Raw genomic sequence first — 26899 nt, 5'->3', positions numbered from 1 at the left:
GCCGGTGACGCAGGCTCTTCCCCCGTACGAGGTCGGGCGGCTGGCCGGGGCGGTTCTCGACTCGGTCGGTTCGGTCGTGGTGGGCAAGCGGGACTCGCTGGAGCTGGTGCTCGCCGGGATCCTGGCCGGCGGCCACGTGCTGCTGGAGGACATGCCGGGTCTCGGCAAGACGCTGACCGCCCGCTCGTTCGCGCAGGCTCTGGGGCTCGACTTCCGCCGGCTCCAGTTCACTCCGGACCTGCTGCCCGCCGACGTCACCGGCTCGTTCCTCTACGACCAGCGCAAGGGCGACTTCGCGTTCCGCGCGGGGCCGGTCTTCACCAACATGCTGCTGGCCGACGAGATCAACCGGACGCCGCCGAAGACCCAGTCCGCCCTGCTCGAGGCGATGCAGGAGAAGCAGGTGTCGGTCGAGGGCGTGACCTACCGGCTGGACCCGCCGTTCCACGTGATCGCGACCGCCAACCCGATCGAGTACGAGGGGACCTACCCGCTCCCCGAGGCCCAGCTGGACCGGTTCCTGCTGCGGGTCTCGTTCGGGTATCCGACCGCCGAGGAGGAGTGGTCGGTGCTCCAGCGGCGGATGGCCCGGCGGCAGGAGGAGGCCACGCTCACGCCGGTGGTCGATGCCCGTACGTTGCAGATGATGCAGGCCGCCCTGGAGTCGGTGGCGGTCGAGGACTCGATCGGCCGCTACATCGTGGCGCTCGCGTCGGCGACCCGGGAGCACGGCGCGGTCCTGGTCGGCTCCTCACCGCGTGGCTCGCTGGCCCTGCTGCTGCTGGCCCGGGCCCGCGCCGCGATGGCCGGCCGTGACTACGTGGTGCCGGAGGACGTGAAGGACGTCGCGATCCCCGCCCTCGCCCACCGGATAACGCTGCGGCCGGAGATGTGGCTGCGCCAGGTCAATCCGTCCTTCGTGGTCCAGGAGGTGCTCACCGCGGTGCCCGCCCCGGCCAGTGGGGCGCTCCCGACGTACGCCCGGCATGACTGATCTGCTGCGCCTCCGGCCGGCCGTGCCCGCATCGGGCACGACCGAGCCGTCGTCCGGCCCGGTCTGGGCGCCCACCCGGGCGCTCGGCCGGACGGTCCTGCTCACCGGCCTGCTCCTGCTGCTCGGCGTGGCGCTGGGCCGGGTCGACCTGGTGCTGCTCGCGGCCCCGTTCGCGATCGGCGCGGCGATCAACCTGCGCCGCACCCCGGTCGCCGCGCCGGAGATCACCATCAGCGCCGACGAGTCCCACCTGGTCGAGGGCGGCGAGGTGGAGGCGGGCCTGACCGTCGCCAACCCCGACTCGATCGACTACGACCTGGTCGTCGTCCGCGCCCGGACCTCGCCCTGGCTGAAACTGGAGCACGCCGACCGGCCGTTCGCGATCACGGTGAGCGCTGACGCCTGGGCCGCCATCGACCTGCCCGGCGAGGCTCTGCGCTGGGGCCGGCAGGACGTCGGCCCGGCCGCCGCCCGCGCCGCGGCCTGCGGCGGCCTGCTGGCCTGCCGGCCGGTGGTCACCCCGGCGCGAGGGGTGCGGGTCTATCCGGTCACCGAGCCGTTCAACGCGACGGAGGCGATGCCGGCCGCGGCCGGCCTGGTGGGGGCGCATCGCTCCCGGCGGCCGGGTGAGGGCGGAGAGCTTGCGGGGGTACGCCAGTTCGCGCCCGGCGATCGACTCCGGCGCATCGACTGGCGTGTGTCATTGCGGACCCGCGACCTGCACGTCGCCTCGACCCTGTCGGACCGGGACGCCGAGGTGCTGCTCCTGCTCGACGTGCTCGGCGAGATCGGCCTCTCCGGCGGGGTCCGCGGCAGCTCGTCGGTGCTGGACACCACGGTCCGGGCGGCGGCCGCGATCGCCGAGCACTACCTGCATCGGGGCGACCGGGTCTCGCTGCTGGAGTACGGCTCGACCGCCCGCCGGCTGCGCCCCGCCTCCGGCCGCCGGCAGTACCTGACCGTGCTGGAGTGGCTGCTCGACGTACGGCCCGACCCGGCCGGGACCGAGCAGTACGAGAACGTCGTCAGCGCCCACCACGTCTCCTCGTCGGCGCTGGTGGTGGTGCTCACCCCACTCGTCGACCCGCGCGCCGCCGACATGCTCGCCCAGCTCACCCAGTCCGGGCGGTATGTGGTGGCGGTCGACACGCTGCCCGCGGATGCCAAGCCCCCGGTGCGCAACCAGTGGACGCCGGCCGCCACCCGGTTGTGGCGGATGGAACGGGAGAACGTGCTCGGCCGGCTGCGGGAGCACGGCGTGCCGGTGGTGGCGTGGGCCGGCGCGGGCAGCCTCGACCTGGTGCTGCGCGACGTCGCCCGGCTGGCCTCGGCACCGAGGGGACGCTGACATGCTCGACGGGGTGAACCGCCGGATCGACCGCTGGCGCACGGCTGCCGGCCGCGCCACCGCCGTGCCGTTCACGGTCCGCTGCGGCATCGCGCTCACCGGACTGCTCAGCATCGGCGTGGCCTGGCCGGCCGAGCTGCTGTCTGATCCGAAGCTCATGCTGCCGGTGCTGGCCGCCGTCTTCTGGCCGGCGATGGCCCCCCGAGGCCGGGGCGGCACCGCTGTCGCGCTCGCCGCGATCGCCGGCTGGCTGATCGACACCGCGGGCTACGGCTCACCGGTCGAGCTGTGGCGTGTGCTGGCACTCGCCACCCTGCTCTACCTGGGGCACACGCTGACTGCCCTGGCGGCGGTCCTGCCGTACGACGCGATGGTCAACTTCGACGTCCCGGCGCTCTGGCTGGGCCGGGCCCTGCTGGTCGTGCTGCTCTCCGCGGTGGTCATCGTGCTGGCCCTGGGACTGACCGCCGACCTGGGCGGAGAGGCGTTCCAGCTGGCCACCATCGTCGGACTGATCGCCGCTACCACTGTGACAATGGTCCTAACGCGCATGGCCCGCCGCGAGTGAAATCTGAGTGTTTCGTCACTTGACTTCAGCCGTTGTGATCGTCACAGAACGGCGCATGAAAGGGCCCCGCGCGCGACAATAGGGGGGTGAATCCGCCGCGCATCGTCGTCGTTGGAGCAGGTCACGTCGGGCTTTACGCCGCCCTCCGCCTGTCCAAGAAGCTGAACCGGAACCGGGCCGAGATCGTCGTCATTGACCCCGTTCCGCACATGACTTACCAGCCGTTCCTGCCTGAGGCGGCGGCCGGTAACATTTCGCCGCGACACGCTGTGGTGCCGCTGCGCCGGGAGCTCAAGAAGTGCCGCATCGTCTCCGGTGAGGTCACCAAGGTCGAGCACGCCCGCAAGACCGTCACGATCCAGCCGATCGACGGCCCGGCCTACGAGATGGAGTATGACCACATCATCGTGGCGCCCGGCTCCGTCTCGCGCACTCTGCCCATTCCGGGCCTGAGCGACCGCGGCATCGGTCTCAAGACCATCGGCGAGGCCATCTACCTGCGCAACCACATCCTCGACCGGCTGGACGTCGCCGCCGCGACCCCCGACGAGGACGTGCGCAAGGCCTCTCTGAATTTCGTGTTCGTCGGCGGTGGCTTCGCCGGCATCGAGGCGCTCGCCGAGATGCAGGACGTGGTGGCCGACGCCCTGAAGTACTACCCGGAGCTGGACCCCAAGGAGGTCCACTTCATCCTGGTCGAGGCCAGCAACCGGATCCTCCCCGAGGTCGGACCGGAGATGGGTGCCTACACCGCCCGTCAGCTCGCCGCCCGCGGTGTCGACCTGCGCCTGAGCACCTTCCTGCAGTCCTGCGTCGACGGCCGCATCGTGCTGTCCGACGGTGACACCTTCCGCGCCGAGACCCTGGTCTGGACCGCCGGTGTGAAGCCGTCGCCGATGCTGGCCAACACCGACCTGCCGCTCGGGCCGAAGGGCCACGTCAACTGCCTGCCCACCCTCCAGGTCGCCGACCTCGAGACCAGTGAGGTGTGGGAGGGCGCCTGGTCCGCCGGTGACTGCGCCCAGGTCCCCGACCTGACCAACCCGGGTGGCTACTGCTCGCCGAGCGCGCAGCACGCCGTCCGCCAGGCCAAGGTGCTCGCCGACAACATCGCCCAGGTGGTCCTCGGCGGCGCGCCCAAGGAATATCGGCACAAGCACGTCGGCGGTGTCGCGGGCCTCGGCATCAACAAGGGTGTCGCGCACGTCTACGGCGTCAAGGTCAAGGGTTACCCGGCCTGGCTGATGCACCGCTTCTACCACGTCAGCCGGATCCCGTCGTTCAACCGCAAGGTGCGCGTGGTCGCCGACTGGGTGCTCGCCTTCGTGCTCAAGCGCGAGACCGTGGCCCTCGGCCAGCTGCACCACCCGCGTGAGGAGTTCACCGAGGTGACCCCGCCGGTCGAGCTGCCCGCCGAGAAGAAGGTCGCCGCCGGCGCCCGTTGATCGGGCCAATGCCGTTTCCACTGCCTGGGCGGCACCAGCTACGGTGTTCGCAGGCCGCCCGGGTGGTGGAATGGCAGACACGGCCGCCTTAAAAGCGGCTGCCCAAAAGGCGTGCGGGTTCGAGACCCGCCCCGGGCACCATCGCAGCGGTCGCGACGTGACGGTCGCGACCGTGATCGTTTCGGCATGCGTGCTGACCTGCACCGAAGGTCGGTTTTTCAGCCTGCTCACAGCTTCCGGGTGCGGCGCGAACGGCGCTCACCGCTTACCCTTGAACACAGGCATAGCGCCGCAACCTCAAGGGAGGCTGGAAACAGTGAAGACATCTAACCCGGTGCTCTCGCGCCTCGGCCAGGCGGCCGAGCGGGAGCGAGCGGCCGGGTACGGGCCATACGGGCCGGCCGCGCAGCCGGGTTACGGTCAGCCGGCATACGGCGATCCCTACCCCACGGCTACCGGCTACCCCTCCGCTCCTCCGGCCGTCCAGCCCATGACCATCGACGACGTCGTCGTCAAGACGGTCACGCTTCTCGGCATCACCGGCGCCTCCGCGGCCGCCGCGTGGACGCTCATCCCCGACAGCGCGATCTTCGCGGCCTGGATCGGGGCGGCGATGACCGGCCTGGTGCTCGGCCTCGTCCTCTCGTTCTCGCGGATGGCCAACCCGGCCCTCGTCATCGTCTACGCCCTCGTCGAGGGCGTCTTCGTCGGCATGGTCAGCAAGTACTTCCAGGAGATCGCCGGTTTCCAGGGCATCGTCCTACAGGCGGTGATCGCCACCTTCGGCGTGTTCTTCGTGATGGCCGCGCTCTACAAGGCGCGTGTCATCCGGGCCACACCGAAATTCGCCCGCGGCCTCATCGCCGTCATGGCGGGTCTCTTCGCGGTCATGCTGATCAACTTCGTGCTGGCGCTGTTCGGTGTCGAGACCGGCCTGCGCAGCAACGGCGCGCTGGGCATCGGCTTCAGCCTGATCTGCATCGTGGTCGCCTCGTTGAGCTTCATCCTGAACTTCAACGAGATCGAAGAGGGTGTGCGGATGGGCCTGCCGCAGCGCTACTCGTGGACCGCGGCGTTCGGCATCCTGGTCGGCCTCGTCTGGCTCTACATCGAGATCCTGCGCCTGCTGAGCTACTTCCAAGGCGACGACTGACGGTTCGTCCGTCGTCACGAGCAGCGCCCGGCCCGTCTCCCCGCGGACCGGGCGTTGTCCCCGATCTTCACCGAATGCCCGTCCCGCGCTCCGGCGCGGGGCGGGCATTCGCCGTTTTTCGCCCGCCCACCCTGCCTTCCGGGGGCGACGGTCGGACTTGCGCCGGCTCGTTGTTTTGGGGCCGATGCCCAACTTTGCGGCAGCTGGTCGCACTTGCGCCGGCCCGTTGTTCTGGGTGCGATTCCCAGTCTGCGGTATTTGGTCGCACTTGCGCCGACCCGTTGTTCTGGGGACGATGTCCAGCTTGCGGTAGGTGGCTGGGGCTGTGCCGGCTCGTTGTTCTCGGGGCGATGCCCAACTTTGCGGCAGGTAGTCGCACTTGCGCCGGCTCGTTGTTCTGGGGCGATGGCCGGGCCGGCGCCGGATTCGTTGGTTCAAGGGCGATGGCCGGCTTTACGGCAGGTTCATGTTTCGGGGTTGACGGTGGGCTCGCGGTGGGGCCGGCTACGCCGGGTATCGTCGCCGGGTGCCCGACTTCGCCGCCGCCATCGAGCGCCTGCTGACCCGGATCCACCACTGGGACGAGCCACGTTGGCGGTCGGCGTCGGCTACCGCGGGGCTGTCCCGGTCCGCGCTGGTCCAGGGGCTTGTCCAGCAGCTAGCCGACCTGGGCGCCGAGGCCGAGAAACGTCCGTCCCGTCCGGTGCCACACCTCCACGACCTGGTCCTCCGCGACCAGCTGCGGGTCCTGGCCGACGACATCCTCGCCGCCAACCCCACCGACGACCTGCTCGAACGCGCGACGCAGGCGACAAATGACGTTCGCGATTCGCTGGTGGGCCGGTAACCGCCGCCCACCGACCCGCGCGTCCTGCCCCGCTGACCCGCCAAGCCTCGCTGACCCGCGCGGCCCCGCCCCGCTGACCCGCCAAGCCTCGCTGACTCGCGCGTCCCGCCATCCGCGCGGCCCGCCCCCGCCGACCCGCCCGCCACGCCCGACCCGCGCGGCCCCGCCACGCTGACCCGGCAAGCCTCGCTGGCCCGCGCGTGCCGCCATCCGCGCGTCCCGCCATCCGCCGCCCGCCGACCCGCGCGTCCTGCCCCCGCTGACCCGCCAGCCTCGCTGACCCGCGCGGCCCCGCCACGCTGACCCGCCAGCCTCGCTGACCCGCGCGGCCCCGCCACGCTGACCCGCCAGCCTCGCTGACCCGCGCGGCCCCGCCACGCTGACCCGCCAAGCCTCGCTGGCCCGCGCGCCCCGCCATCCGCGCGCCCGGCCATCCGCCGGCCCGCCCGCCACGCCCGACCCGCGCGGCCCCCACGCCGGCCCGCCCGCCACGCCCGACCCGCGCGGCCCCCACGCCGGCCCGCCCGCCACGCCCGCCCGCCCGCCACGCCGGCCCGCGCGGCCCTGCCAGGTCGGCCCGCGCGGCCCCGCCACGCTGACGCGACGCAGTCCCGGCACCGGACTGAAACTCCTGCGCTGAGCCGAATGCGGCTGATTGGCCACGGCGGTCGCGAACCGGCCCCACCAGGGCGGCCTGCGGTGACTCCACCTCGCCGACCGATGGCGGCTCGAACTGGCCCCACCTAGAAATCTTCGCGAGGACTTCCCGCTGGTGAAAGGTAGGGCCAGCTTCAAACCGTCACGGTGGGGATCCTGGATCGGGTGAGGCCGCATGAAGTCGCCCCGGTGGGGCCGTATACAACCGTCGTAGCCAGCTGATCAGGTCCGCCCCACAGCCCATGGAGACAGCCCCGAGGGCCAGCCGGATAGGGGCGGGCCCGGCACGTGGTGCGACGTGCCGGGCCCGGGGTGTGGGGAGATCAGCTGAGGCGTTCGAGGATCAGCGCCATGCCCTGGCCGCCGCCGACGCACATGGTCTCCAGGCCGATGCTCTTGTCGTGCCAGTCGAGCGAGTTCAGCAGGGTGCCGGTGATGCGGGCGCCGGTCATGCCGAACGGGTGGCCGACCGCGATGGCGCCGCCGTTGACGTTGAGTTTCTCGATCGGGATGCCGAGATCCTGGTAGGAGGGGATCACCTGGGCGGCGAACGCCTCGTTGATCTCGACCAGGTCCACGTCGCCGATGGTCATGCCGGCTCGCTTGAGGGCCTGCTTCGACGCCTCGACCGGGCCGAGGCCCATGATCTCCGGGGACAGGGCCGTGACGCCGGTGGAGACGATCCGGGCGAGTGGGGTGATGCCGAGTTCGCGGGCCTTGGTGTCACTCATGATCACGACCGCGGCGGCGCCGTCGTTGAGCGGGCAGCAGTTGCCGGCGGTGACCCGGCCGTCCTCCCGGAAGACCGGCTTCAGCTGGGAGACCGCGTCGATGGTGACGCCGGAGCGGGGGCCGTCGTCCTTCGACACCACGGTGCCGTCGGGCAGTGTCACGGGAGTGATCTCCCGCTCCCAGAAGCCGTTGGCAATGGCTTTCTCGGCGAGTTTCTGGCTGCGTACCCCGAATTCGTCCATCTCCTCGCGGGAGATGTTCTTGATCTGCGCCAGGTTCTCCGCGGTGTAGCCCATCCCGATGTAGATGTCCGGGGTCAGGCCGTCCTCGCGCGGGTCGTGCCAGGTGGTCCGGTTCTTCGCGGAGGCGACGGTACGCGCCTGGGCGTCCGCGAAATACGGGTTGTTCCACGGGCCGCCGACGAGTTCCTGTGCGGCCGACGGCAGGCCGTCCGAGCTGCCGCGGGCGAAACGGGACACGGTCTCGACCCCGGCGGAGACGAAGATGTCGCCCTCGCCGGCCTTGATGGCGTGGAAGGCCATCCGGGTGGTCTGCAGCGAGGACGAGCAGTAGCGCGTGACGGTGGCGCCGGGCAGGCCGTCGAGGCCCAGCTTGGTGGCGACGACGCGGGCCATGTTGAAGCCCTGCTCGCCGCCGGGCAGGCCGCAACCGAGGTAGAGGTCCTCGATGAGTGTGCGGTCCAGCTGCGGCACCTTGGAGAGGGCGGCGTCGACGATCGTGGTGGCGAGATCGTCGGGGCGCAGATCCTTCAGCGAGCCCTTGTGGGCGCGGCCGATGGGGGAGCGGGCAGTGGCGACGATGACAGCTTCCGGCATACGGCCAGTTTACTCATCGGTAACATGGTGGGAAGCGCGAATTTGTCACACGCCGTGAAAATACCCTCCGGCTGGTCGTCGGACAGCGCCGAGAGCCGGCCGGACGCCTCAGACCTCCGTCATCGCGGCTTTGGCCACGGCCGGGTAGAGAGCGTGCGCCCACACCCGATAGCCGTCGGCGGACGGGTGGAAGCCGTCGTAACACAGGGTCCCGGCGTCGGCGCGGAACACCGCGCCCGTCTCGGCGGCCAGGTCGACCACCACACCACCGGCGTCGGTCACCGCCTTGGCCTGCGCCTTCGCCAGCCGCCGGCCGACGAACCCGGCGATCTGCCGCAGCGGCGGCGCCATCGACCGGGAGGCGCCCAGGTCGGGGCAGGTGCCGACGACCACCTGGACGCCGGCCGAGCGCAGCCGGCGAACGGCCTGCGCGAGCTGACCGGCCGCGTCCTCGGCGGCCCGCCCGGAGGCCGCGTCATACGACCCGATGAGGATGACGGCCACGTCGGGACGGTCACCGAGCAGCGCCCGGGCCACCTGGGTGGCGAGGTCGCTGGACCGCGACCCGGCCACGCCGACGCTGGAGAGCAGCACGTGCCGCTGGCCGGTGCCGGGGGAGCCGTCGGCGAGCAGCCGCGCGAGTTGGCCGCCGACCGTGTCGGACAGCCACTCCACACCCACGCCGACCGCCGCCGAGTCACCGAGCAGCACGAGTCGCAACGGCGGCGCGCTCTGCGGGCCCATCGAGGTACGCAGAGCCAGCCCCATGGTGGGCTTGGCATACCTCCGGGCCTTGGCCGCCAGCATCTCGCCGGCCAGCAGGGCGACCCCGCCCACTGCCCCGGCCAGCAGGCTCGTGGCCGCGGCCCTGGTCAGACGTTCCGGCAGCCCAGCCATGTCCCGCCTCCCTGCATCAGCCGACCTGATGATCCTCTGGGGTATACCCTACGGCCCCGCCGGCAGGGTCACCGCTGGGAACGGGGGCCGCGGTCGTCGGCCGCGAACTGAACCAGCGGTAGCGCCGCATCCGGGCCCAGCGGCCCGCCGGGGCGACCTCGGTGCCCGGGGCACGGACCGCCTCGTCGGCCGCCTCGGACAGGGTGCGCACGTCCTCGGCGACCGGGAGCGCCGCACGATCGCCCGTGCCCAGCACGGCCATCACCGTCGGCATCATCACGGATACGGCTCTCGCGTACCCCTCGACGGACGGGTGAAAACGATCCTCGCTGTACATCCGCACCGGGTCGGCCTCGAACATCGGGCCGAGCAGGTTGCCGATCGACACCGTCCGCCCGCCCGCCTCGACCACCGCGACGGTCTGCGCGGCGGCCAGCTGACGGCTCCAGCGCCGGGCCAGCCAGCGCAGCGGCGGCTTGATCGGCTGGATCGCGCCGAGATCGGGGCAGGTGCCGACCACCACGCGGCAGCCGCCGGCACGGAGCCGGCGCACCGCGTCACCCAGGTGGCGCACGGCGGCGGGCCGGGCCGAGACGTGCGTGACGTCGTTGCCGCCGATCAGGATGATCGCCAGGTCCGGCTGATACTCCAGGGCGGCGTCCACCTGGTACGGCAAGCCGGCCGACACCGAGCCGACCACGGCGAGCCGGTGCAGGCGGACCGGGCGGCGCAGGCGTCGGGAGATCCCGGTGGCGAAGAGCGCGCCGGGCGTCTCACGGGGACGGTGCACGCCGTACCCCGCGGCTGATGAATCTCCCAGGATCACCAGCTCGAGAGCCTTGCCGCCGAACTTCGCGCCGTAGACGCCGTCGCCCCGCGGCGGTGGCGCCTCGGCCATCGGGATCACCCGGCGGGCCTCGGCGGCCTGGCGCATCAGCAGTATCGCGGAGAAGGCGGTCAAACCGGCGGCTGCTCCGGCGACCCGGCCGGCGGCCTTGATCCACCGTCGGTGGACGGCGGCTGCATCGGTGCTGCTCATAGTCTCCCTCGCTGTCACTCGAAGGGAACCATCCGGCTCGCCCATGATCGGCGTGTGGGGTCGGGATTCGAGGCTAGCTCGTGCCGGCGAGAGGTTAGCGTGTGCCGGCGCGAGCCCGCGAGAGGCAATCATGGCGCGTTCCCGTCATGCTGGAGTTGCGGAAAGGGGAACAGAGATGGCCAAGACGTTGAAACGTGCGGCGGCGTTCACTGCGCTGGCCCGGGCGCTCACCGCGGGTAGCCGTGGTGGGCCGTCGGTGGCCCAGCGGCTCGGCGCGCTCCCGCGGATGATCAGGGCGAGTACCCGGGGTGAGTACGACGGCGGCATGCGCCTGGCGCTGATGGCGGCGGCCACGGCGTACGTGGTGTCGCCGATCGACGCCGTCCCGGAGGCGTTCCTCTGGGTCTTCGGGCTGGTCGACGACGCGGTGGCGGTGACCTGGCTGGCCGGCGCCGTGCTCGCCGAGACGGAGCGGTTCCTGGAGTGGGAGAAGACCGCACGGCCCGCGGTCGTAAAGTAAGACGTGCGCTATTACGACAACGTAGTCGAGATCATCGGCAATACCCCCTTGGTCCGATTGAACAGCGTGACCGAGGGCATCAGTGCCACAGTGCTGGCCAAGGTCGAGTACTTGAACCCCGGCGGCTCGGTCAAGGACCGGATCGCGCTGCGGATGGTGGAGGACGCCGAGAAGGCGGGCCTCCTCAAGCCGGGCGGCACGATCGTCGAGCCGACCAGTGGCAACACCGGCGTCGGGCTGGCCCTGGTGGCCCAGCGACGTGGGTACAAGTGCGTCTTCGTGTGCCCCGACAAGGTCAGCGAGGACAAGCAGAACGTGCTCCGGGCGTACGGCGCCGAGGTGGTGGTCTGCCCGACCGCCGTCGCCCCGGAGGACCCCCGTTCCTACTACAACGTGTCCGACCAGCTCACCCGGGACATTCCGGGCGCCTGGAAACCGGACCAGTACAGCAACCCCGCGAACCCGCGCTCGCACTACGAGGAGACCGGTCCCGAGCTGTGGGAGCAGACCGGCGGCAAGATCACCCACTTCGTGGCCGGGGTCGGCACCGGCGGCACGATCAGCGGCGTCGGGCGTTACCTCAAGGAGCAGGGGCCGGTGCGGATCATCGGCGCCGACCCGGAGGGGTCCGTCTACTCCGGCGGCACCGGGCGTCCCTACCTGGTCGAGGGCGTCGGTGAGGACTTCTGGCCGACGGCGTACGACCGGGACGTCACCGACGAGGTGATCGAGGTCAGCGACTCCGACTCGTTCGAGATGACCCGCCGCCTCGCCCGCGAGGAGGGCCTGCTGGTCGGCGGCTCCTGCGGGATGGCCGTGGTGGCCGCGCTCGAGGTGGCCCGCAAGGCCGGCCCCGACGACGTCATCGTGGTCCTGCTGCCGGACGGCGGCCGTGGCTACCTCTCCAAGATCTTCAACGACAAATGGATGGCGCGGTACGGGTTCCTGCGTACCCAGGAGGGCACGCCGACCGTGGCCGACGCCCTGGCCGGCAAGGGCGCCGAGATCCCGCCGCTGATCCACGTGCACCCGACCGAGACGGTCCGCGACGCCATCGACTACATGCGGGAGTACGGCGTGAGCCAGCTCCCGGTGCTCAAGGCCGAGCCGCCGGTGGTGACCGGTGAGGTGGCCGGCTCCATCTCGGAGAAGGCGCTGCTCGACGCGCTCTTCAGCGGCCAGGCCCACCTGCACGACACGATCGAGCGGCACATGACCGACTCACTGCCGATGATCGGTGGCGGCGAGCCGGTCGCCGAGGCAGTCGTGCTGCTGGAGAAGGCGGACGCCGCGATGGTCCTGGTCGACGGCAAGCCCGCCGGCGTCCTCACCCGTCAGGACCTCTTGGCGCATCTGAGCTAGCCGGCTCTGCTCCGCTCCGCGGCGAAATGCCTGGTAACCGGTGATGAGGCAGGTGATTTTCCGTCACCCGCAAACCCCGCGGGCGTCGAAGTCACCGGCCTCATCACCGGCGGCATTTCGCTGGTCGTACCGTCTCCACTCAAGCCGCCAGGTGTTCGACCTGCTCCCAGCGGGGGTCGGGCGTGACGGTCAGCTGGACACGCCCGTCCTGCCAGCCTGCGATCAGCGGCTTCAGGACCTCGGCCGCGACCGGGCTGTCGGCGTAGAGGTGCGTGGTCCGTACCCCGTCGGTGGTCTCGTGGGCGACCACCACCATGCCGTCGGCGTGCTCGGCCACATGGTTCTCGAAGGCGTGCAGCGCCGCCAGCGCCTCGCGCTGCGGAAAGCCGTTCTCGTCCCGGGCCGTGTACGGCACGTCCATCCGGATGTGCAGGTCGTGCCCGGGCCACCGGGCCGGCCGGAGCCGGGTCTGGGCCATCGCGATGATCGGTTTCCCGGCGCGCCGGCCGGACATGTTCCGCCAGCGTGGCTGACCGTCGGCCGGCAGCATGTCGGCGACCAGCGCGGCCAGCTCCGGGCCGGTGAGGCCGGGACCGGCGGTGGTGACCGCCTCGATCCCGCCGACCCAGATCTCCACGGTGTCCTCGCCGAGCAGCCAGTCGAGGGACAGGTAGGCGATCTGCCCGCGTGGCTCCTCCGGCAGCCGCGCGAAGTCCGGATGCCACACCTCGACATCCAGGCAGTCGCGCTCCTCGTCGTGTTCCGCCCGGAACCGGAGATCGTCCAGATCGAGTTGATGCCCGTCGAGCGCCAGCCGGGCGCCCTCCAGAGCGTCCGGCCGGCCCTGGCGTGCCGCCGCGTAGCCGAACGTCTCGTCCGGCGGCGGCCCGGCCCGGCGCCACCGCTCGGCGAGGGAACGCAGCTCCGGCGATCCGCCGCTGCTGACCACGAGCAGGTGCCGCGACGTCCGCCCGGCGGCGAACTCCCAGTGCAGATCCGGATGGATCGCCGCGATGAGACCGGCTGTCTCCTCGATGAACGTGTCGTCGGACCCGCCGCCGATCATCCTCTCGGCGCGTGGTCGCGCGCCCGCCCACCATGTCCAGAACGCTGTGATCGCGTCCTCCGGACCCGCCTTGCGGCGCTTCTTGAAGAGCACGGAAGAACGCTACCAACCCCGGATCGGCGGCATCCGGCCAGCGCCGGGAGACAACCTGACTCATGGACCGTCACGGATAGTCGCGGCAATCGCACAGACAGTCCGACCGCCTGGTGGGCCGCTGCTGTTGTATGTGTCGTGACGGAGCTATGAGCCACTCCCGGACGAAGGGGTAGGGGATGGTCGACGTCGACGAGGCGGCGCCCGCCGACATCGTGGACCGCCTGCTGTGGCGGGACGCGCAGAACATGCTCGGGCGGCACGTGGCAGCCCGGAACGGCAACTGCGTCTGGTGTGGATGGCGCTGGCCGTGCTCGGCCCGGACGCTCGCCGAGCGCGCCGACGCCGTGGCCCGGCGTCCGTGGCGTGACGCGTGGACGCTGCGGCACGACCTGAACAGCATGCGTGCCCTGCCCGGCAGACGGGCCGGGCTGGACGAGATCGGCAGCCGGTACTCCGCTGCCGGCTCGCACCACCGCAACCACGACCACCGGAGGTATCAGGCCTGACCCCAGGACCACGACGTCGCCGACACGCTTGACCGTCCCCCGGCAAGTACGGCTTCCCGGCCCGGCCGACGTCTACCAGCGGTGACACCGGAGCGCCCCGCCAGCGCGCCGGTATCCCGCGCCCAGACCCGCTCTTGAACTGGATCCCAGATCGGCACGCCTCCGCTGATCGAGCGCCTCCGGCCAGGCGCATCCGGTTCGGGCGGGGCGGTGGGCGGGAGCACGCGACTACAGGTTCCCCCGCATTCACTCGGTCGCGTGTTCCCGCCCAACCAGCAACCCCGTGCGCTACAGCGGGTGTGAGTACCGCAGCTGCCGCATCGGATGATCGTTGACCGGCGCGACCCTGGTCGCGCCGTCCGGCGTCCAGCCGCCCCGCTCGTAGAACCGCCGTGCCACCGGGTTGTCCGCCAGCACCCACAGCACCGCCCGCTCCGCGCCGAACCCGGCCAGCTGACCCAGCGCGTTGATCATCAGCTGCCGGCCGATGCCCGAGCCCACCCGGTGCGGCTCCAGATGGATCGCGTACAGCTCGGCGGCGCCCTCCGTCTCGCTCGGACCCACATAGGTGAAACCGGCCAGCTCACCGCCGACCTCCGCGACCGTCATCCGGTGCGTCTCCCGCTCCCACTTCCAACGCTCCACCCACCAGGCGCTCAACGCCTCCGGCCCGCGGGCGGCGAACGTCTCCGGCGGCAGCAGATCGGCGTAGGCGGCGGCACGCGAACGGTGATGCAGCGCGCCGACCGCGATCAGATCGGCATCCTCGACAGGGCGCAACAGAACGGTCATGCCCCCAGCGAACCAGCCCGCCACCACGGGGCGGCGCCCGGTGTGGCGCTCACGATCGGGAGGGCACCTTCACCCGGGCCAGGTCCTCGGCGATCACCACCGGGCCGTCGAACTCCCGGCGGGCCTCCTCCAGGAAACGGTCCGGTTCCGGATAGCGCTGCGAGAAGTGCGTCAGGACCAGGGTGCGTACGCCACACCGGCGCGCCACCGCAGCGGCCTGACCGGCCGTGAGATGTCCGACCTGGGCCGCCAGCTCCGCATCCTCGGAGAGGAACGTCGACTCGATCACCAGCATGTCCACCCCCTGCGCCAGCTCGAACACGCTGTCGCACAGGCCGGTGTCCATCACGAAGGCGAAACTCTGGCCGGGACGGGGCACGCTCACCTGATCGAGGGTGACGTCGCCGAGCCGGCCGGTGCGCTGCAACTGACCGACGGCCGGGCCGCTGATGCCGTGCTCGGCCAGCAGGGCGGGCACGATCCGTCTCGAGTCGGGTTCGGTCAGGCGGTACCCGTACGTCTCGATGGGGTGCCGCAGCGGCAGAGCCGTGAGGCGCCCCGCGGACGTCTCCACCGCGAATCCGGCGCCGACCGGGCCGGGCACGATCTCCGCGTTGTCCCAGTAGCTGGTGGCGTGCCGCAGGCGGTCGTAGAACTCCTGCCCGCCGGCCGGGTAGTGGACCGCGACCGGATGCGGGACCTTGTCGAGCGAGATGCGCTGAAGGATGCCGGGCAGGCCGAGGCTGTGGTCGCCGTGGAAATGGGTGATGCAGATCCGCGTGATCGGGGTCACCGGGAGGCCGGCCATCAGCAGCTGGCGCTGGGTGCCCTCGCCCGGGTCGAAGAGGATCACCTCGTCGTCCCAGCGCAACAGGTAGCCGTTGTGGTTGCGGTGCCGGGTCGGCACCTGGCTCGCGGTGCCGAGCACCACCAGCTCGCGCGTCACGGAATCCCCCCGGATATGAAGCGACCCCTGGGGACTTCCTCACTCGCGGACGAGCGAGGTCCGGTCGGACAAGGCCGGATCCCCAGGGGTCGGGTGGCTGTCTGATATTCGCCGCACCGCTGCCACACGGTCTCGACGTACTTCTCGAACTACGAAGCTGTCAAGGACAGCGGCTAGCGGACAGCCACCTCACGAGTCCCGTTGCTATACAACTTCGGACCACCTCCCTTCACGTGTACGGCCACGTTATCCAGCCCGCGGAGGGAGTGCCAACGAATTTGAATCACTACAGACGCGGGAATACCAGCGGGGAGTCGTTGGTGCTCTCGACGAACAGCGAGGCCGGGCCGACGATCTCCGGGTCCGGGACGCCGACGATCTCCAGGTCCTTGCCGGTGTAGTTGAACTTGTTCAGCACGTGCCGCATCGCGTTCAGCCGGGCCCGCTTCTTGTCGTTGCTCTTCACCACCGTCCACGGGGCGTCCGCGGTGTCGGTGTAGAAGAACATCGCCTCCTTGGCCTCGGTGTAGTCGTCCCACTTGTCCAGCGACTTCAGGTCCATCGGCGAGAGCTTCCACTGCCGGACCGGGTCGACCTGGCGGATCGCGAACCGGGTCCGCTGCTCGCCCTGCGTCACCGAGAACCAGAACTTGACCAGCCTGATGCCCGAGCGGACCAGCATCCGCTCCAGCTCCGGGGTCTGGCGGAGGAACTCCAGATACTCCTTGCGGTCGCAGAAGCCCATCACCCGCTCCACGCCGGCCCTGTTGTACCAGGACCGGTCGAAGAGCACGATCTCCCCGGCGGCCGGCAGGTGCTTGATGTACCGCTGGTAATACCACTGGGTGCTCTCGCGCTGGTTCGGCTTCTCCAGCGCGACGACCCGGGCGCCCCGCGGGTTCAGATGCTCCATGAACCGCTTGATCGTGCCGCCCTTGCCGGCCGCGTCCCGCCCCTCGAAGAGGATCAGGAGCCGCTCGCCGGTGTCCTTGCACCAGTTCTGCAGCTTCAGCAGCTCGATCTGCAGCAGGCGCTTGTCGTGGTCGTACTCCGGGCGGGGCAGCCGCTCGTCGTACGGGTAGTCCTCCCGCCACGTGTCCACCGGCCGGCCGTCGGCATCGATCAGACGGGGGTCGTCGTCCTCGTCGTCGACGACCCGATAGCCGGACAGCTCGGCGATCGGCCCGTCATAGGGGTTGGTGGTCGCCTGGTCGAACTCGGATTGCATGACAACGATTCATACCCGCGAAGACCAAGACCACAACCGGCTTGATCAGAACACTCGCCTAACTTTTCGCCGGCGCGCCGCCCTGGCCAGAGCCGGAACCCCGGCCAGCGCCTCCCGGCCGACCTGCTCCTGCCGGCCGTAGAGCACCCCGAAGTGGAAACTGTCCGGGCCCAGCTCGCGCAGCACACCCCGGGCGATGTTCGAATCCTGGTAGTCGCCCAGCCCGTCCTGCAGGTCCGTCAGCGCCTTGACCAGCCGTTTCGCCGGTTTGTCGCTGCTCGGCGCGATCAGCTCGACGGCGTACCTCGCCTGCTTGAAGCCCTTCCGCGACTCGTGGATCTCCTCCTCCACACCGGACGCCAGCGCCGCGTCCAGCTTCGCGTCCGCCTTCGCCAGCACCTTGCCGGCCCGCCGCACCGGGTCCGGAGTCTTCAGCGAACCGCGGTCCACCAGCTCGTCGATGCGGTCCAGCAGGTCCAGGTAGCGATCCGACTCCAGCGCCTCGGCCAGTTCGGCCCGGCCGGTCCCGATCCGGTGCTCCAGATGGTCGCGCACCCGCTGCGCCGTGTGCGCGAACTCCGGGCCGGCCTCCTCGACCAGGCCCAGCAGTTTCTCCTCCAGCACCTGCGGGTCACGCACCGCGCCCAGCACACCGGCCAGCCAGCGCAGCTCGTCCCGCAGCTCCTGCTCGTCGAACGCCTTCTTGTACGTCTTCAGGGTGCTGCGCAGACGACGGGTCGCGACACGCATCTGGTGCACCGCGCGGGGCTCGCCACGACGGGCCGCCGGGTCGTGGCCCAGGATGGCGTCGCGCTGCTCACGGGCGTACAGAATGACCGGGTTCGTGGTTTCTTTGATCTTCTTGCTCTTGGTGGCGGCCAGCCGCGCGGCCAGCGCCCGCGCCACCTTCGACGGGCCCTCCGCCGGGCGCGCCCCGGCGTCGAAGAGCCGCCGCTCGACCTCGTCGAGGACCGCGGCGTCGCCGTCGACCAGCTCCACCTCGACCTCCTGCCAGACCGTCTCCGCGCCGTCCGACTCGGCGGTCACCCGGTCCTGCGCGACCAGCGCGAGAGTCCGGCCGCCGGCATCCCGCAGCGGCGTCTCCACCCGGTGCGTGCGCAGCCGGGCCACCGGCCCCAGCGGGCTGCGCCGCACGATCGACCGGACCAGCGCGGTCAGCTCACCCGGCACCTCGGTGCCGGATCCCTGCAACCGATGCTCGGTACGGCCGGAGCCGTCCCCCGGCGTCTTCAGATGCCAGCCCGCGTCGTTGCCGCCGCTGCGCCGGCGAAGTGTCCGGCGATTTCTCATCAACCGGAGGTCCTCGGTGTCGAAGTACGTGGCGTCGAGATCATGGGTCTCGGCGCCGTCGACGCCGGCGATCCCGCCGACACCGACCAGGTCAGGAAGTTCGAACGTCTCGGGGACGTCGTATTTGCGCTCGGTCTCGGTGGCGATCTCCACCCGTCCATGGTGCCTGGCCCGAAGGCCCGTGCACAGCCATGTCTCAGGTTCGCCTGGCATCGTGGTGGCCCGGCCAGTAAGGAGTGCTGCATGGAGAAGTCCGAACGCCGCCCGATCCCTCTCGCCGTCTCGCTCGCCGGTCTGCGCCTGATCGGCGCCGGCGCCGTCCTCGGGCTGGCCCTCGCCGTTCCCGCGGCGCCCGCCCAGGCCGACCCGCCCCGGCCTCCGGCCACCACCCAGGACCAGCCCGACGAGGCGCCCGAGGGCTAGGCCGCGCTACCGCTCCGTCCGGCGCGCGACCGCTTCGTCCGTGGGCTACCGCTCCGTCCGTCGCGCCACCGCTTCGTCCGTGGGCTATCGCTCCGCCCGGCGCGCCACCGCCTCGTCCGTTGCGCTATCGCTCCGCTCGTTGCGCTATCGCTCCGTCTCGTCGGTGGCGAAGAGGTAGAGGGCTCGCGCGTAGTTCGCGGTCGCCGCGTTGTAGTACATCGTCGCCAGGCCGGTGCTGAAGTTGTTCGTGGTCAGCGCGTTCTTCGCATTGGACGAGGCGGACCAGCGGATTTCGGCATCGGTGGTGCTGATGCCGCGGCGTGCGCAGCGCAGCCGGTTCATCTCCTTGCCGGTCCGCCAGGTGTCGAGGGCCTCCTCGGCCTCGCGCATCATCGCGCGGGCCTGCTGCATCAGGGACTCGGCGAGGTCCCAGGAGTCCTGTTCGCTTTCGTTGTGCTGGTAGATCGGATTCACATCCACCTCCCGCTGGCTCGGTTCCGAGTGTGAGCGCGATTTCCGGACATGTCGACTTTTTTCGATCGCCAGCGTGAAATCCTCGTCGCCGACTTGCGCCGTGGAGGCGTCGGCGCGGGCGGCGCGGGTTACCCGTGAGTAGGTGTCGTCCGGGCTCCCGGTGGAGCACTCCGCGTTTCTGAGCCCTCACGCCCGGTCATCTTCCGGGGCGCACGATAGGCCTTATCCGTCGAATCGGGACGAAGGCTGATGAGAGTCGACCCGCAGGATGAAGCTACCCATCTATGACGATGAATATTTGGTTCAATCGGGCAATCCTGGAAGAATTTCGGCCGGCCGACCGGGTTAAGTGAAATACAGGATCTTGCAAATGGCTGGAGTGCGCTCCCTGTCGAGTGGGTCGCCGTGTGATTACTTCGGAGTAAGGCATAGACACTCGTCGCTCCCCTTGATTACGTTCGAGGCAATCGACGGCAGTCACTTGATAAATCCCACTCAGCCGAACGGCATGATTGTCGTCCATCAGACTCGAAGGGGTCCAAATGCGCTCTCGTGTAGGAAAGATCCGGAACGCAATGGCGGTCACCGCCGGTGTGCTGGCATTGGCGGGTGGGACGCTGACTGCCGCTTCCCCGGCCAGTGCGGCGAGCGCATCTGGATCGAGTATCATCAATGTTACTAACGATGGTTTCACCATCCTGTTGCCCGACAGCCGGGGTGGCAGGTTCGCGGCCGCCGAGAACGTGACCGCGTTCCACGGCTTCAGCGGCTTCAAGAACATCGTGATCCAGTCGCAGGGCTTCGACCTCGAGGGAACCATCCGGGGCACGATCACGACCCACGACTACAAGGCCCTCTACAACGTCTACAACCTGCCGTACTCGGCGGGTTTCAGCATCTGGGGGGCCCGGTTCAAGGCGGACGCCAGCAGGAGCGTGCTGAAGAAGACCTTCGAGGAGTCGAACACCATCAGCGTCGCCATCGACATCAAGTTCAAGGTGTCGGCGGCCAATTTGAGGGGTGTGTCCACTCTTCGGATCGGGTTCGAGACGCTGCGACTGCAGGTCGACGGGACCACCAAGGACTTCACGGTTGTCAATGGTGACTCCGGTGGGGCCAAGGACCAGAACAACAACGATATTCCGGTGGACTTCGAGGAGTTCTGATCCTCCGGCTGACCTGTCGGTAATTGTTTGACGAGGGCGGCGATCGGTGCGGTGCGGTTGGCGCACGCCGGTCGCCGCCTTCGTTCTTGTTAAAAGGGGCAACATGCTGTTCATAAAGAAGGCTTCGGCCCTGTTCGGCTCGTCCGTAGCGGCGGCCGCGGCATTGCTGATCGGTGACCCCAGCGCCGCTTCGGCGGCGGAGAACACGCACTTCGTGCCCGAGGCGACCACTATCAAATGGAACGGCACCACCGCCACCGTCACCTTCCTGGAGGTGGCCGTGGAACTGGACGCGAACGTCACCACGATCTCGACACGAGTGACCGCCGAGGTGGACGCCGTGTGCACGAACGACGAATCCACCCTCACCATCCACCGGACCGCGTCGTCCCTCCGGGCGAACGACTACCTGATCAGCTTCGACGGCACCGTCCCGGGAACGGCCAAGGTGCCCCTCCGGGTGCAGGGCCTGAACGTCAGCGGCTACACCTGCGTGGTCGAGCACATCGCCATGACCGCCGAACTGGAGGACTTCTGGACCGGCGCGACACTGACCCACAAAGCCTGATCCGCCGCTCGGAGAGCGTCGTCACACGGGACGGACCGCGCCAGGCGTCCGTCCCGTGTCGCCGGGGTCAGCTGGTGCGAGCCACGCCGATCGGGCAGGTCATCCCGTTCGGGCCGAGGTTGCAGTAGCCGTTCGGGTTCTTGGACTCCAGCGGGCGGTGTAGTGCTGCTGTACTGGGCGGCGATCGGTCCGAGGCCCTGACCATCCGCCTTGCCGGGAGTTCTGAAAAAGTTCAGAATTGGCGTTGTGGATGTCAAGGAAGTGCAGTGGAGCGAGTTGCAGCGTGACCCGAAGAGCGTCGCAGCGCTGGCCGATGCCGGTGACGTGCGTGTGCGCCGCAGGGATGGCGCCGACCTGCTGTTGACCCGGGAAGATCGGATAGCAACATCCGGCGAAGGAGCCATCGCCACCGTGCGGGCGCTTCGCAACCTTCTGGCGCACGTTCCTGTCGAGACGGCCGCAGCAGCGCTGAGCGAAGAGTTTCCCTGGCTCGGGCTGATGCCGTCCGACGCGGTCGCCCAGTTCGTCGCCGAATTCATCAAGGCGGCCAGGATATCGGCTGAATTGGGGCAATGGTCGGTGCTGGCCGAGATGCTGCGTGGGTGGAAGTCGACCGCAATGGTCTATGCCGATCCGGATCTTCTACGCCAGCTGAGCGGCCCGTTGAACGAGGACCTGGGACCGGTGCCCGCTCCCGTGGATGGTGATGCTGATGCCTGCTAAGCGAGGCGATCGGGTCGCACCGCCGGGGAAACCGGGCGGGTGGGAAGCGCGGTTCGCCACGTCCGAGGCCGCCAAGGGTTGGGAGCATCTGTGCCAGACGGCCCGGTCGAACACCTGGGAGGCGTGGATCGTTCTCACCGAACGACCTACCGCGCCGACAAATCCAGCGCGGCAGCATCGACTCTATGGTCCCTTGGCGCATCGCGAGATCGGCGGCAAACCTCTCGATCAATGGCAATACGAGGTGACGGCCGGCGGCCGGATCTGGTATTGCCCAGACGCGGACCGCCGGATCGTCTGGATTGTCGCCGCCGGTCCGTCGCACCCGAAGGTGACCGAGTAGTTAGTCGGCGACCCTCGCGACGCCGATCGGGCAGGTCATGCCGTTCGGGCCGTGGTTGCAGTAGCCGTTCGGGTTCTTGTCGCTTGAAGGGTGCCGCTGGGTGCCAGCTACCCCTTCCGTAGCTCCCGCCGCTACTCGGCGAATCGGTGGCGCAGGCCTCGGATGAATTCGGTGTCGACGCCATAGGGAGCGAATGCGGCGTCACTGATCTGGTCTGCCGCTCCCCAGCACATCGGCGAAGGTTGCGAGATCGAAACCGGGATCGGCGTGCTCGATCAGGCGGAGGAGCTGATCGCTGGTGTAGCGGCCACTGGCGAGGACCGCATCGATGTCCAGGAAGTCGCGGGCGAGCGCGCGGCCATAGAGTGCCGCCATTTTGTTGCCGACTGCGTCATCTGGGTGCAGGACGGGGCCGACGTTCAGGGTCACCGGTGGATGGGCCCGCCAGTCGGCGGCCAGCTCCATCTTCTGCGGTTCCGTGTCTGGTTCGTCGGACCGGGAGACCAGCAACCGGGCGAAGGTGTCCGCCCGCGCGTCGACGTGAACCGCGTATCCGTTGTCGGTCAGAGCCTTGATGACGAGGTCGGCAACGGCGGGGAAATCTGCCCGGCGCTGCCAGTCGGTGAACAGATCGACGTCACCGCTCGGCCGATCACCCATGCCGTGCTCCCGAACGGCGTAGCCGCCGGCGAGCGCGAGCCCGTAATCGCCTCCGGCCGCGCGGAGGGCGATCTCGGCCAGCTCGCGGTGACGGGGATCCATGCCGGCGACCCTACGCGGCAGAGACCTCCGACGCGGCCCGCCGGAGTTCTGGGAAGCGCTGTTCCCACGCACGGCGTAGCTCCGGCGGGAGCCAGATCGATGGCCACAGCCTCGTCAAAACCATCTGATCGAGAAACGCATGCAGATCGTCTGCGTTGGTCGCCTCGATGAGGACTGTGCGGTAGAGGTCGACGATCCGGCCCGAGCTGTCGAGGTTGTAGTCGGCGGCACCAGACCAGTCGAGATGACGTGGCAGGGTGACGACACCCGTCGTCTGCCCGCGCAGCAGTCCGAGATCGTCCGCGACGACGATGGGTTTGGCGTACCGGCGCATCTCAGGCCACCTCCTCCTCACCATCGTCACACGGACGAACTCCAGAGCGTCAGTTGGTTCGGGCGACGCCGATCGGGCAGGTCATCCCGTTCGGGCCGTGGTTGCAGTAGCCGTTCGGGTTCTTCGCGTCGGACAGGTACTGCTGGTGGTAGTCCTCGGCGTAGTAGTAGGTCGTCAGCGGCTTGATCTCGGTGGTGATCGTGCCGTGGCCGGCCGCGGTCACCACCGGCTGGAAGGCGTCGCGGGAAGCGGCGGCCGTTTCGGCCTGGGCCTCCGTGGTGGTGTAGATCGCCGAACGGTACTGGGTGCCCACGTCGTTGCCCTGGCGCATGCCCTGGGTCGGGTCGTGGTTCTCCCAGAACACCTTGAGCAGGTCCGCGTAGCTGATCTTCGCGGGGTCGTACACGACCTGGACCACCTCGGCGTGTCCGGTCGTGCCGAAGCAGGTCTCCTCGTAGGTGGGGTTGGCGGTGAAGCCGCCCGCGTAGCCGGCCGACGTGGAGTGCACGCCGGGCAGCCGCCAGAAGATCCGCTCCGCGCCCCAGAAACAGCCCATCCCGAAGACGGCGACCTCGAAACCGGCCGGCCATGGGCCCTTCATCGGGGTGCCGAGCACGGTGTGGGTGTCGGCGACCCACAGCTCGGCGTCGCGGCCGGGCAGGGCTGTGTCGGCGGTGGGCAGGTCGAGCTTCTTGTACCGCAGGAACACGGTCACTCCCTTCGTCCGCCCTCTGCAACGCTGAGCCGGAGGTATTCCTTACCAATGGTCTCGGCGACCGCCGTGGCCTCGTCGTCGCTGTCGTACTTACGGCGGGGCCAGAAGAATCCGCGCAGGCCGTCGCCCTTGGTGCGGGGCACGACGTGGGTGTGCAGATGCGGCACCGACTGGGAGACGATGTTGTTCATCGCGACGAAGGTCCCTTTCGCGTCCATCGCGAGGGGGACGGCCGCGGCGATCCGCTGCACGAAGCCGAAATACGCCGGCAGGTCGGGCGCCGGGAGGTCGGTGAGCTGGACGACGTGCGGGCGGGGGATCACCAGGACGTGACCCTTGAAGACCGGGCGGATGTCGAGGAAGGCGAGTCCGGCCGGGTCGGACGCCACCAGGAAGGCCGGAACGGAACCCGAAACGATGCCGCAGAACACGCAGTCCGCCATCAGGTGAGACTAGCCTTGCGCAACATGACGGCTAACAGCTACGGGTTCGACACCCTCGCCATCCACGCCGGCCAGGAGCCGGACCCGCGGACCGGTGCGGTGGTGCCACCCATCTACCAGACGAGCACCTATGCCCAGGACGCCGTCGGCGCCCCCCGCCTGGGCTACGAGTACAGCCGGTCCGGCAACCCGACCCGGGACGCGCTCCAGGAGTGCCTGGCGGCGATCGAGGGCGGCCGGCGAGGGCTGGCCTTCGCCAGCGGCCTGGCGGCCGAGGACACCCTTCTGCGTACGGTGTGCCGCCCCGGTGACCACGTGGTCATCCCGAACGACGCATACGGTGGCACGTTCCGCCTGTTCAGCAAGGTCGCCGAGCGGTGGGGCCTGGACTGGACGGCCGCCCCGCTGGACGACATCGACGCGGTGCGGGCCGCCTTCCGCCCCGGGCACACCCGGCTGATCTGGTCCGAGACGCCGACCAATCCGCTGCTCAACGTGAACGACATCGCCCAACTGGCCGGTCTCGCCCACGAGTACGACGCGATGCTGGCCGTGGACAACACGTTCGCCTCGCCGTACCTGCAGCAGCCGATCACGCTCGGCGCCGACGTGGTCATCCACTCGACCACCAAGTACCTGGGCGGCCACTCCGACGTGGTCGGTGGCGCGCTGATCACCGCGGACGCCGGGCTCGGCGATGAGCTCGCCTTCCATCAGAATGCGATGGGCGGCGTCAACGGTCCCTTCGACGCCTGGCTGACCTTGCGGGGGATCAAGACCCTGGGGGTACGGATGGACCGCCACTGTGACAACGCGGAGCGGATCGTCGGCTACCTGAGCGAGCACCCGGCCGTGGCGGGCGTGCTCTACCCGGGTCTGGAGACGCACCCCGGTCACGAGGTCGCGGCCAAGCAGATGAGCCGGTTCGGCGGCATGGTGTCGTTCCGTGCGGCGGGCGGCCCGGAGGCGGCGATCGCGATCTGCAACCGGGCGAAGCTCTTCGTGCTCGCCGAGTCGCTCGGTGGTGTCGAGTCGCTGATCGAGCACCCGGGTCAGATGACACATCTGTCGGCTGCGGGCTCAGCGCTTGAAGTTCCCGCCGATCTCGTGCGACTGTCTGTCGGCATCGAAACCGTTGACGATCTGCTCGCCGATCTCGAGCAGGCCCTCGGATAAGACCGACGCTGGAGAAACTGAGAGCGATGGACTCGACGACCTGGGTGGGCGCCACCGCCAGACAGATCTCCCGAGCGGTGCGCCGCGGAGACGCGAGCGCCACCCAGGTCGTGGCGGACCACCTGGAGCAGATCGCCATCTCCGACCCGGCCCTCGGCGCGTTCCGGGTGGTCCGGGGCGGTGAGGCGATCACCGAGGCGGAGAAGGTCGACGACCAGGAGGACCTGGCGAACCTTCCGCTGGCCGGGGTGCCGGTGGCGGTCAAGGAGAACACCGCGGTGGCCGGGCTGCCCACGTGGCACGGCTCGGCCGCCGCGCGTACCCCCGAGGTCGCCGAAGTGGACCACGAAGTGGTCCGTAGGTTGCGCGGCGCCGGCGCCGTCGTGGTCGGGGTGACCAGGATGCCGGAGATGGGCCTGTGGGCCGTCACCGACGACGAGAACGGCCCGACCCGCAACCCCTGGGACCTGGATCGCACCCCGGGCGGCTCGTCCGGTGGCTCGGCCGCCGCGGTGGCGGCCGGGCTGGTGCCGATCGCGCAGGGCAACGACGGGCTCGGTTCGATCCGGATCCCGGCCGCCTGCTGCGGTGTGGTCGGGCTCAAGCCGGGCCGCGGCGTCGTCCCGGTCGACTTCGGCGACAAGGACTGGTTCGGCCTGGTGGAGAACGGCGTGCTCACCACCACCGTGGCGGACGCCGCGCTGGGCTTCTCGGTGCTCGCCGGCCAGGCCCCGGCCAAGCTGGTGGAGCCGTCGAAACTGCGGATCGGCGTCTCGCTGCGGTCGCCGGCCGCCGGGGTGAAACCGGACGAGGCGAACGTCTCGGCCGTGGCCAAGGCGTCGAAGCTGCTCGTCGACGTCGGGCACGACACCGTCACCGCGGACCCGGTCTACCCGACCGGCGTGGCGCTCGGTGTGCTGGCCACCTGGTTCGCCGGGGCGTATGTCAACTCGGAGGGACTGCCGATCGAGCGCCTCCAGCCGCGGACCCGCCGGCACATCGCCCTCGGCAAGACGATGATGCGGGCCGGTCTGGTCCGGCAGAAGCAGCGCGACGCGTGGCGGGAGCGGTCCACCCAGTTCTTCGCCGACAAGTCGATCGACCTGCTGCTCACCCCGGCGCTCGCCACCGCGCCGCCGCCCGCCGTGCAGTATTCGGCGTCGCCCTGGCGCAAGAACATGTGGGCCAACGCGTCCTACGCGCCGTACGCGGCGCCCTGGAACTACGCCGGGCTGCCCGCGATCGTGGTGCCGGTCGGGTTCCGGCCGGACGGGCTGCCGCTCGCGATCCAGCTCGTCGGGCCGCCCGGATCAGAGTTGCTGCTGCTCTCGGTGGCCGGCCAATTCGAGGTCGCCAATCCGTGGCAGCGGCACGCCCTGGTCTGACCGACTGCACCGAGTGGCAGCCCCTGGAACAGGAACGGCCACCT

The 26899-nt window shown here is 69.9% G+C and carries 28 protein-coding genes, 1 tRNA gene and 2 pseudogenes; 17 read left to right on the top strand and 14 right to left on the bottom strand.

Features of this window, described 5'->3' with window-relative positions:
* Nucleotides 1-4 precede the first annotated feature (4 nt).
* From BM290_RS26555 to BM290_RS26525, 7 genes are all read left to right on the top strand, one after another.
* On the top strand, nucleotides 5-994 hold the full coding sequence (locus tag BM290_RS26555) for an AAA family ATPase (protein ID WP_093618620.1): 990 nt from the start codon (nucleotides 5-7) through the stop codon (nucleotides 992-994).
* Complete coding sequence (locus BM290_RS26550) at nucleotides 987-2342, top strand: DUF58 domain-containing protein (RefSeq protein ID WP_093618619.1); 1356 nt, start codon at nucleotides 987-989, stop codon at nucleotides 2340-2342. The genes BM290_RS26555 and BM290_RS26550 overlap by 8 nt, the downstream gene beginning before the upstream one ends.
* Nucleotide 2343: 1 nt before the next feature.
* On the top strand, nucleotides 2344-2910 hold the full coding sequence (locus BM290_RS26545) for a hypothetical protein (RefSeq protein ID WP_093618618.1): 567 nt from the start codon (nucleotides 2344-2346) through the stop codon (nucleotides 2908-2910).
* Between the two features lie 86 nt (nucleotides 2911-2996).
* Nucleotides 2997-4355 (top strand): NAD(P)/FAD-dependent oxidoreductase, encoded by a 1359-nt coding sequence (locus tag BM290_RS26540; RefSeq protein ID WP_093618617.1) that lies wholly within the window; start codon nucleotides 2997-2999, stop codon nucleotides 4353-4355.
* Nucleotides 4356-4411: 56 nt separating this feature from the next.
* A tRNA-Leu gene (locus tag BM290_RS26535) sits at nucleotides 4412-4496 on the top strand.
* Nucleotides 4497-4671: 175 nt separating this feature from the next.
* A complete protein-coding gene (locus BM290_RS26530) occupies nucleotides 4672-5508 on the top strand; it encodes a Bax inhibitor-1/YccA family protein (protein WP_093618616.1) in 837 nt (278 codons plus the stop codon).
* Between the two features lie 526 nt (nucleotides 5509-6034).
* The gene (locus tag BM290_RS26525; protein WP_093618615.1) at nucleotides 6035-6355 is read left to right on the top strand and encodes a hypothetical protein; all 321 of its coding nucleotides are present in this window, start codon (nucleotides 6035-6037) and stop codon (nucleotides 6353-6355) included.
* A gap of 980 nt (nucleotides 6356-7335) precedes the next feature.
* On the opposite strand, the gene BM290_RS26520 is transcribed toward BM290_RS26525, so the two are convergent.
* From BM290_RS26520 to BM290_RS26510, 3 genes are all read right to left on the bottom strand, one after another.
* A complete protein-coding gene (locus BM290_RS26520; protein ID WP_093618614.1) occupies nucleotides 7336-8580 on the bottom strand; it encodes an acetyl-CoA C-acetyltransferase in 1245 nt (414 codons plus the stop codon).
* Between the two features lie 108 nt (nucleotides 8581-8688).
* The gene (locus BM290_RS26515) at nucleotides 8689-9477 is read right to left on the bottom strand and encodes an SGNH/GDSL hydrolase family protein (protein WP_093618613.1); all 789 of its coding nucleotides are present in this window, start codon (nucleotides 9475-9477) and stop codon (nucleotides 8689-8691) included.
* A 16-nt stretch (nucleotides 9478-9493) separates the two neighbouring features.
* Nucleotides 9494-10516 carry an SGNH/GDSL hydrolase family protein gene (locus BM290_RS26510; RefSeq protein ID WP_093618612.1) on the bottom strand — a complete coding sequence of 341 codons (1023 nt, stop codon included), beginning with the start codon at nucleotides 10514-10516 and terminating at the stop codon, nucleotides 9494-9496.
* A gap of 175 nt (nucleotides 10517-10691) precedes the next feature.
* Between BM290_RS26510 and BM290_RS26505 the strand changes: the two genes are divergently transcribed.
* Complete coding sequence (locus tag BM290_RS26505) at nucleotides 10692-11036, top strand: YkvA family protein (RefSeq protein WP_093618611.1); 345 nt, start codon at nucleotides 10692-10694, stop codon at nucleotides 11034-11036.
* Nucleotides 11037-11039: 3 nt separating this feature from the next.
* Nucleotides 11040-12398: a cystathionine beta-synthase gene (locus BM290_RS26500; protein ID WP_093618610.1), complete on the top strand. Its 1359-nt coding sequence runs from the start codon at nucleotides 11040-11042 to the stop codon at nucleotides 12396-12398.
* 139 nt (nucleotides 12399-12537) lie between these two features.
* Here the strand turns inward: BM290_RS26500 and BM290_RS26495 are convergent, their stop codons facing one another.
* Nucleotides 12538-13557, bottom strand: a complete 1020-nt coding sequence (locus BM290_RS26495) for a DUF695 domain-containing protein (protein WP_093618609.1) — start codon at nucleotides 13555-13557, stop codon at nucleotides 12538-12540.
* A 179-nt stretch (nucleotides 13558-13736) separates the two neighbouring features.
* Here BM290_RS26495 and BM290_RS26490 point away from each other — a divergent pair, with 179 nt between their 5' ends.
* A complete protein-coding gene (locus BM290_RS26490; protein WP_239143718.1) occupies nucleotides 13737-14066 on the top strand; it encodes a hypothetical protein in 330 nt (109 codons plus the stop codon).
* Between the two features lie 288 nt (nucleotides 14067-14354).
* Here BM290_RS26490 and BM290_RS26485 read toward each other — a convergent pair whose 3' ends face one another.
* From BM290_RS26485 to BM290_RS26470, 4 genes are all read right to left on the bottom strand, one after another.
* Entirely contained in the window at nucleotides 14355-14858 is a 504-nt protein-coding gene (locus BM290_RS26485; protein WP_093618909.1) for a GNAT family N-acetyltransferase, read from the bottom strand.
* Between the two features lie 49 nt (nucleotides 14859-14907).
* Entirely contained in the window at nucleotides 14908-15804 is an 897-nt protein-coding gene (locus BM290_RS26480) for a ribonuclease Z (RefSeq protein WP_239143719.1), read from the bottom strand.
* A gap of 286 nt (nucleotides 15805-16090) precedes the next feature.
* Nucleotides 16091-17032, bottom strand: coding sequence for a polyphosphate kinase 2 (ppk2, locus tag BM290_RS26475; protein ID WP_093618608.1), 942 nt, complete (start codon nucleotides 17030-17032; stop codon nucleotides 16091-16093).
* A 45-nt stretch (nucleotides 17033-17077) separates the two neighbouring features.
* The gene (locus tag BM290_RS26470; RefSeq protein ID WP_093618607.1) at nucleotides 17078-18496 is read right to left on the bottom strand and encodes a CYTH and CHAD domain-containing protein; all 1419 of its coding nucleotides are present in this window, start codon (nucleotides 18494-18496) and stop codon (nucleotides 17078-17080) included.
* Nucleotides 18497-18586: 90 nt separating this feature from the next.
* On the opposite strand from BM290_RS26470, the gene BM290_RS26465 reads away from it, so the two are divergent.
* Nucleotides 18587-18766, top strand: coding sequence for a hypothetical protein (locus BM290_RS26465; protein WP_093618606.1), 180 nt, complete (start codon nucleotides 18587-18589; stop codon nucleotides 18764-18766).
* Between the two features lie 144 nt (nucleotides 18767-18910).
* Here BM290_RS26465 and BM290_RS26460 read toward each other — a convergent pair whose 3' ends face one another.
* Nucleotides 18911-19240 carry a hypothetical protein gene (locus BM290_RS26460; protein WP_093618605.1) on the bottom strand — a complete coding sequence of 110 codons (330 nt, stop codon included), beginning with the start codon at nucleotides 19238-19240 and terminating at the stop codon, nucleotides 18911-18913.
* A 575-nt stretch (nucleotides 19241-19815) separates the two neighbouring features.
* Here BM290_RS26460 and BM290_RS26455 point away from each other — a divergent pair.
* The 4 genes from BM290_RS26455 (at nucleotide 19816) to BM290_RS26440 (ending at nucleotide 22040) form a co-directional block, all read left to right on the top strand.
* A complete protein-coding gene (locus tag BM290_RS26455) occupies nucleotides 19816-20406 on the top strand; it encodes a hypothetical protein (protein WP_143133973.1) in 591 nt (196 codons plus the stop codon).
* 103 nt (nucleotides 20407-20509) lie between these two features.
* Nucleotides 20510-20974: a hypothetical protein gene (locus BM290_RS26450; protein WP_093618603.1), complete on the top strand. Its 465-nt coding sequence runs from the start codon at nucleotides 20510-20512 to the stop codon at nucleotides 20972-20974.
* A 246-nt stretch (nucleotides 20975-21220) separates the two neighbouring features.
* Entirely contained in the window at nucleotides 21221-21697 is a 477-nt protein-coding gene (locus BM290_RS26445; RefSeq protein ID WP_093618602.1) for a hypothetical protein, read from the top strand.
* Nucleotides 21675-22040, top strand: coding sequence for a hypothetical protein (locus BM290_RS26440; protein WP_239143720.1), 366 nt, complete (start codon nucleotides 21675-21677; stop codon nucleotides 22038-22040). The genes BM290_RS26445 and BM290_RS26440 overlap by 23 nt, the downstream gene beginning before the upstream one ends.
* Here BM290_RS26440 and BM290_RS50075 read toward each other — a convergent pair.
* From BM290_RS50075 to BM290_RS26420, 5 genes and pseudogenes are all read right to left on the bottom strand, one after another.
* Nucleotides 22041-22121: pseudogene (locus BM290_RS50075) on the bottom strand (peptide-methionine (S)-S-oxide reductase MsrA); the annotation flags it as partial. It lies immediately after the preceding gene.
* 50 nt (nucleotides 22122-22171) lie between these two features.
* Nucleotides 22172-22802: pseudogene (locus BM290_RS26435) on the bottom strand (nucleotidyl transferase AbiEii/AbiGii toxin family protein).
* 10 nt (nucleotides 22803-22812) lie between these two features.
* On the bottom strand, nucleotides 22813-23136 hold the full coding sequence (locus tag BM290_RS26430; RefSeq protein ID WP_239143722.1) for a hypothetical protein: 324 nt from the start codon (nucleotides 23134-23136) through the stop codon (nucleotides 22813-22815).
* A 49-nt stretch (nucleotides 23137-23185) separates the two neighbouring features.
* Entirely contained in the window at nucleotides 23186-23845 is a 660-nt protein-coding gene (gene msrA, locus BM290_RS26425; protein ID WP_093618905.1) for a peptide-methionine (S)-S-oxide reductase MsrA, read from the bottom strand.
* A 2-nt stretch (nucleotides 23846-23847) separates the two neighbouring features.
* On the bottom strand, nucleotides 23848-24294 hold the full coding sequence (locus BM290_RS26420) for an HIT family protein (RefSeq protein ID WP_093618601.1): 447 nt from the start codon (nucleotides 24292-24294) through the stop codon (nucleotides 23848-23850).
* Nucleotides 24295-24318: 24 nt separating this feature from the next.
* On the opposite strand from BM290_RS26420, the gene BM290_RS26415 reads away from it, so the two are divergent.
* Complete coding sequence (locus tag BM290_RS26415) at nucleotides 24319-25470, top strand: cystathionine gamma-synthase (protein ID WP_093618600.1); 1152 nt, start codon at nucleotides 24319-24321, stop codon at nucleotides 25468-25470.
* Between the two features lie 26 nt (nucleotides 25471-25496).
* Nucleotides 25497-26855: an amidase gene (locus BM290_RS26410; RefSeq protein WP_093618599.1), complete on the top strand. Its 1359-nt coding sequence runs from the start codon at nucleotides 25497-25499 to the stop codon at nucleotides 26853-26855.
* The last annotated feature ends 44 nt before the right edge of the window (nucleotides 26856-26899 follow it).

Origin of the sequence: Actinoplanes philippinensis, assembly GCF_900113015.1 — a bacterium.
Classification (GTDB): Bacteria; Actinomycetota; Actinomycetes; order Mycobacteriales; family Micromonosporaceae; genus Actinoplanes; species Actinoplanes philippinensis.
Note: the sequence above shows the minus strand (reverse complement) of the source record. Positions and strands in the feature narration are given on the sequence as shown.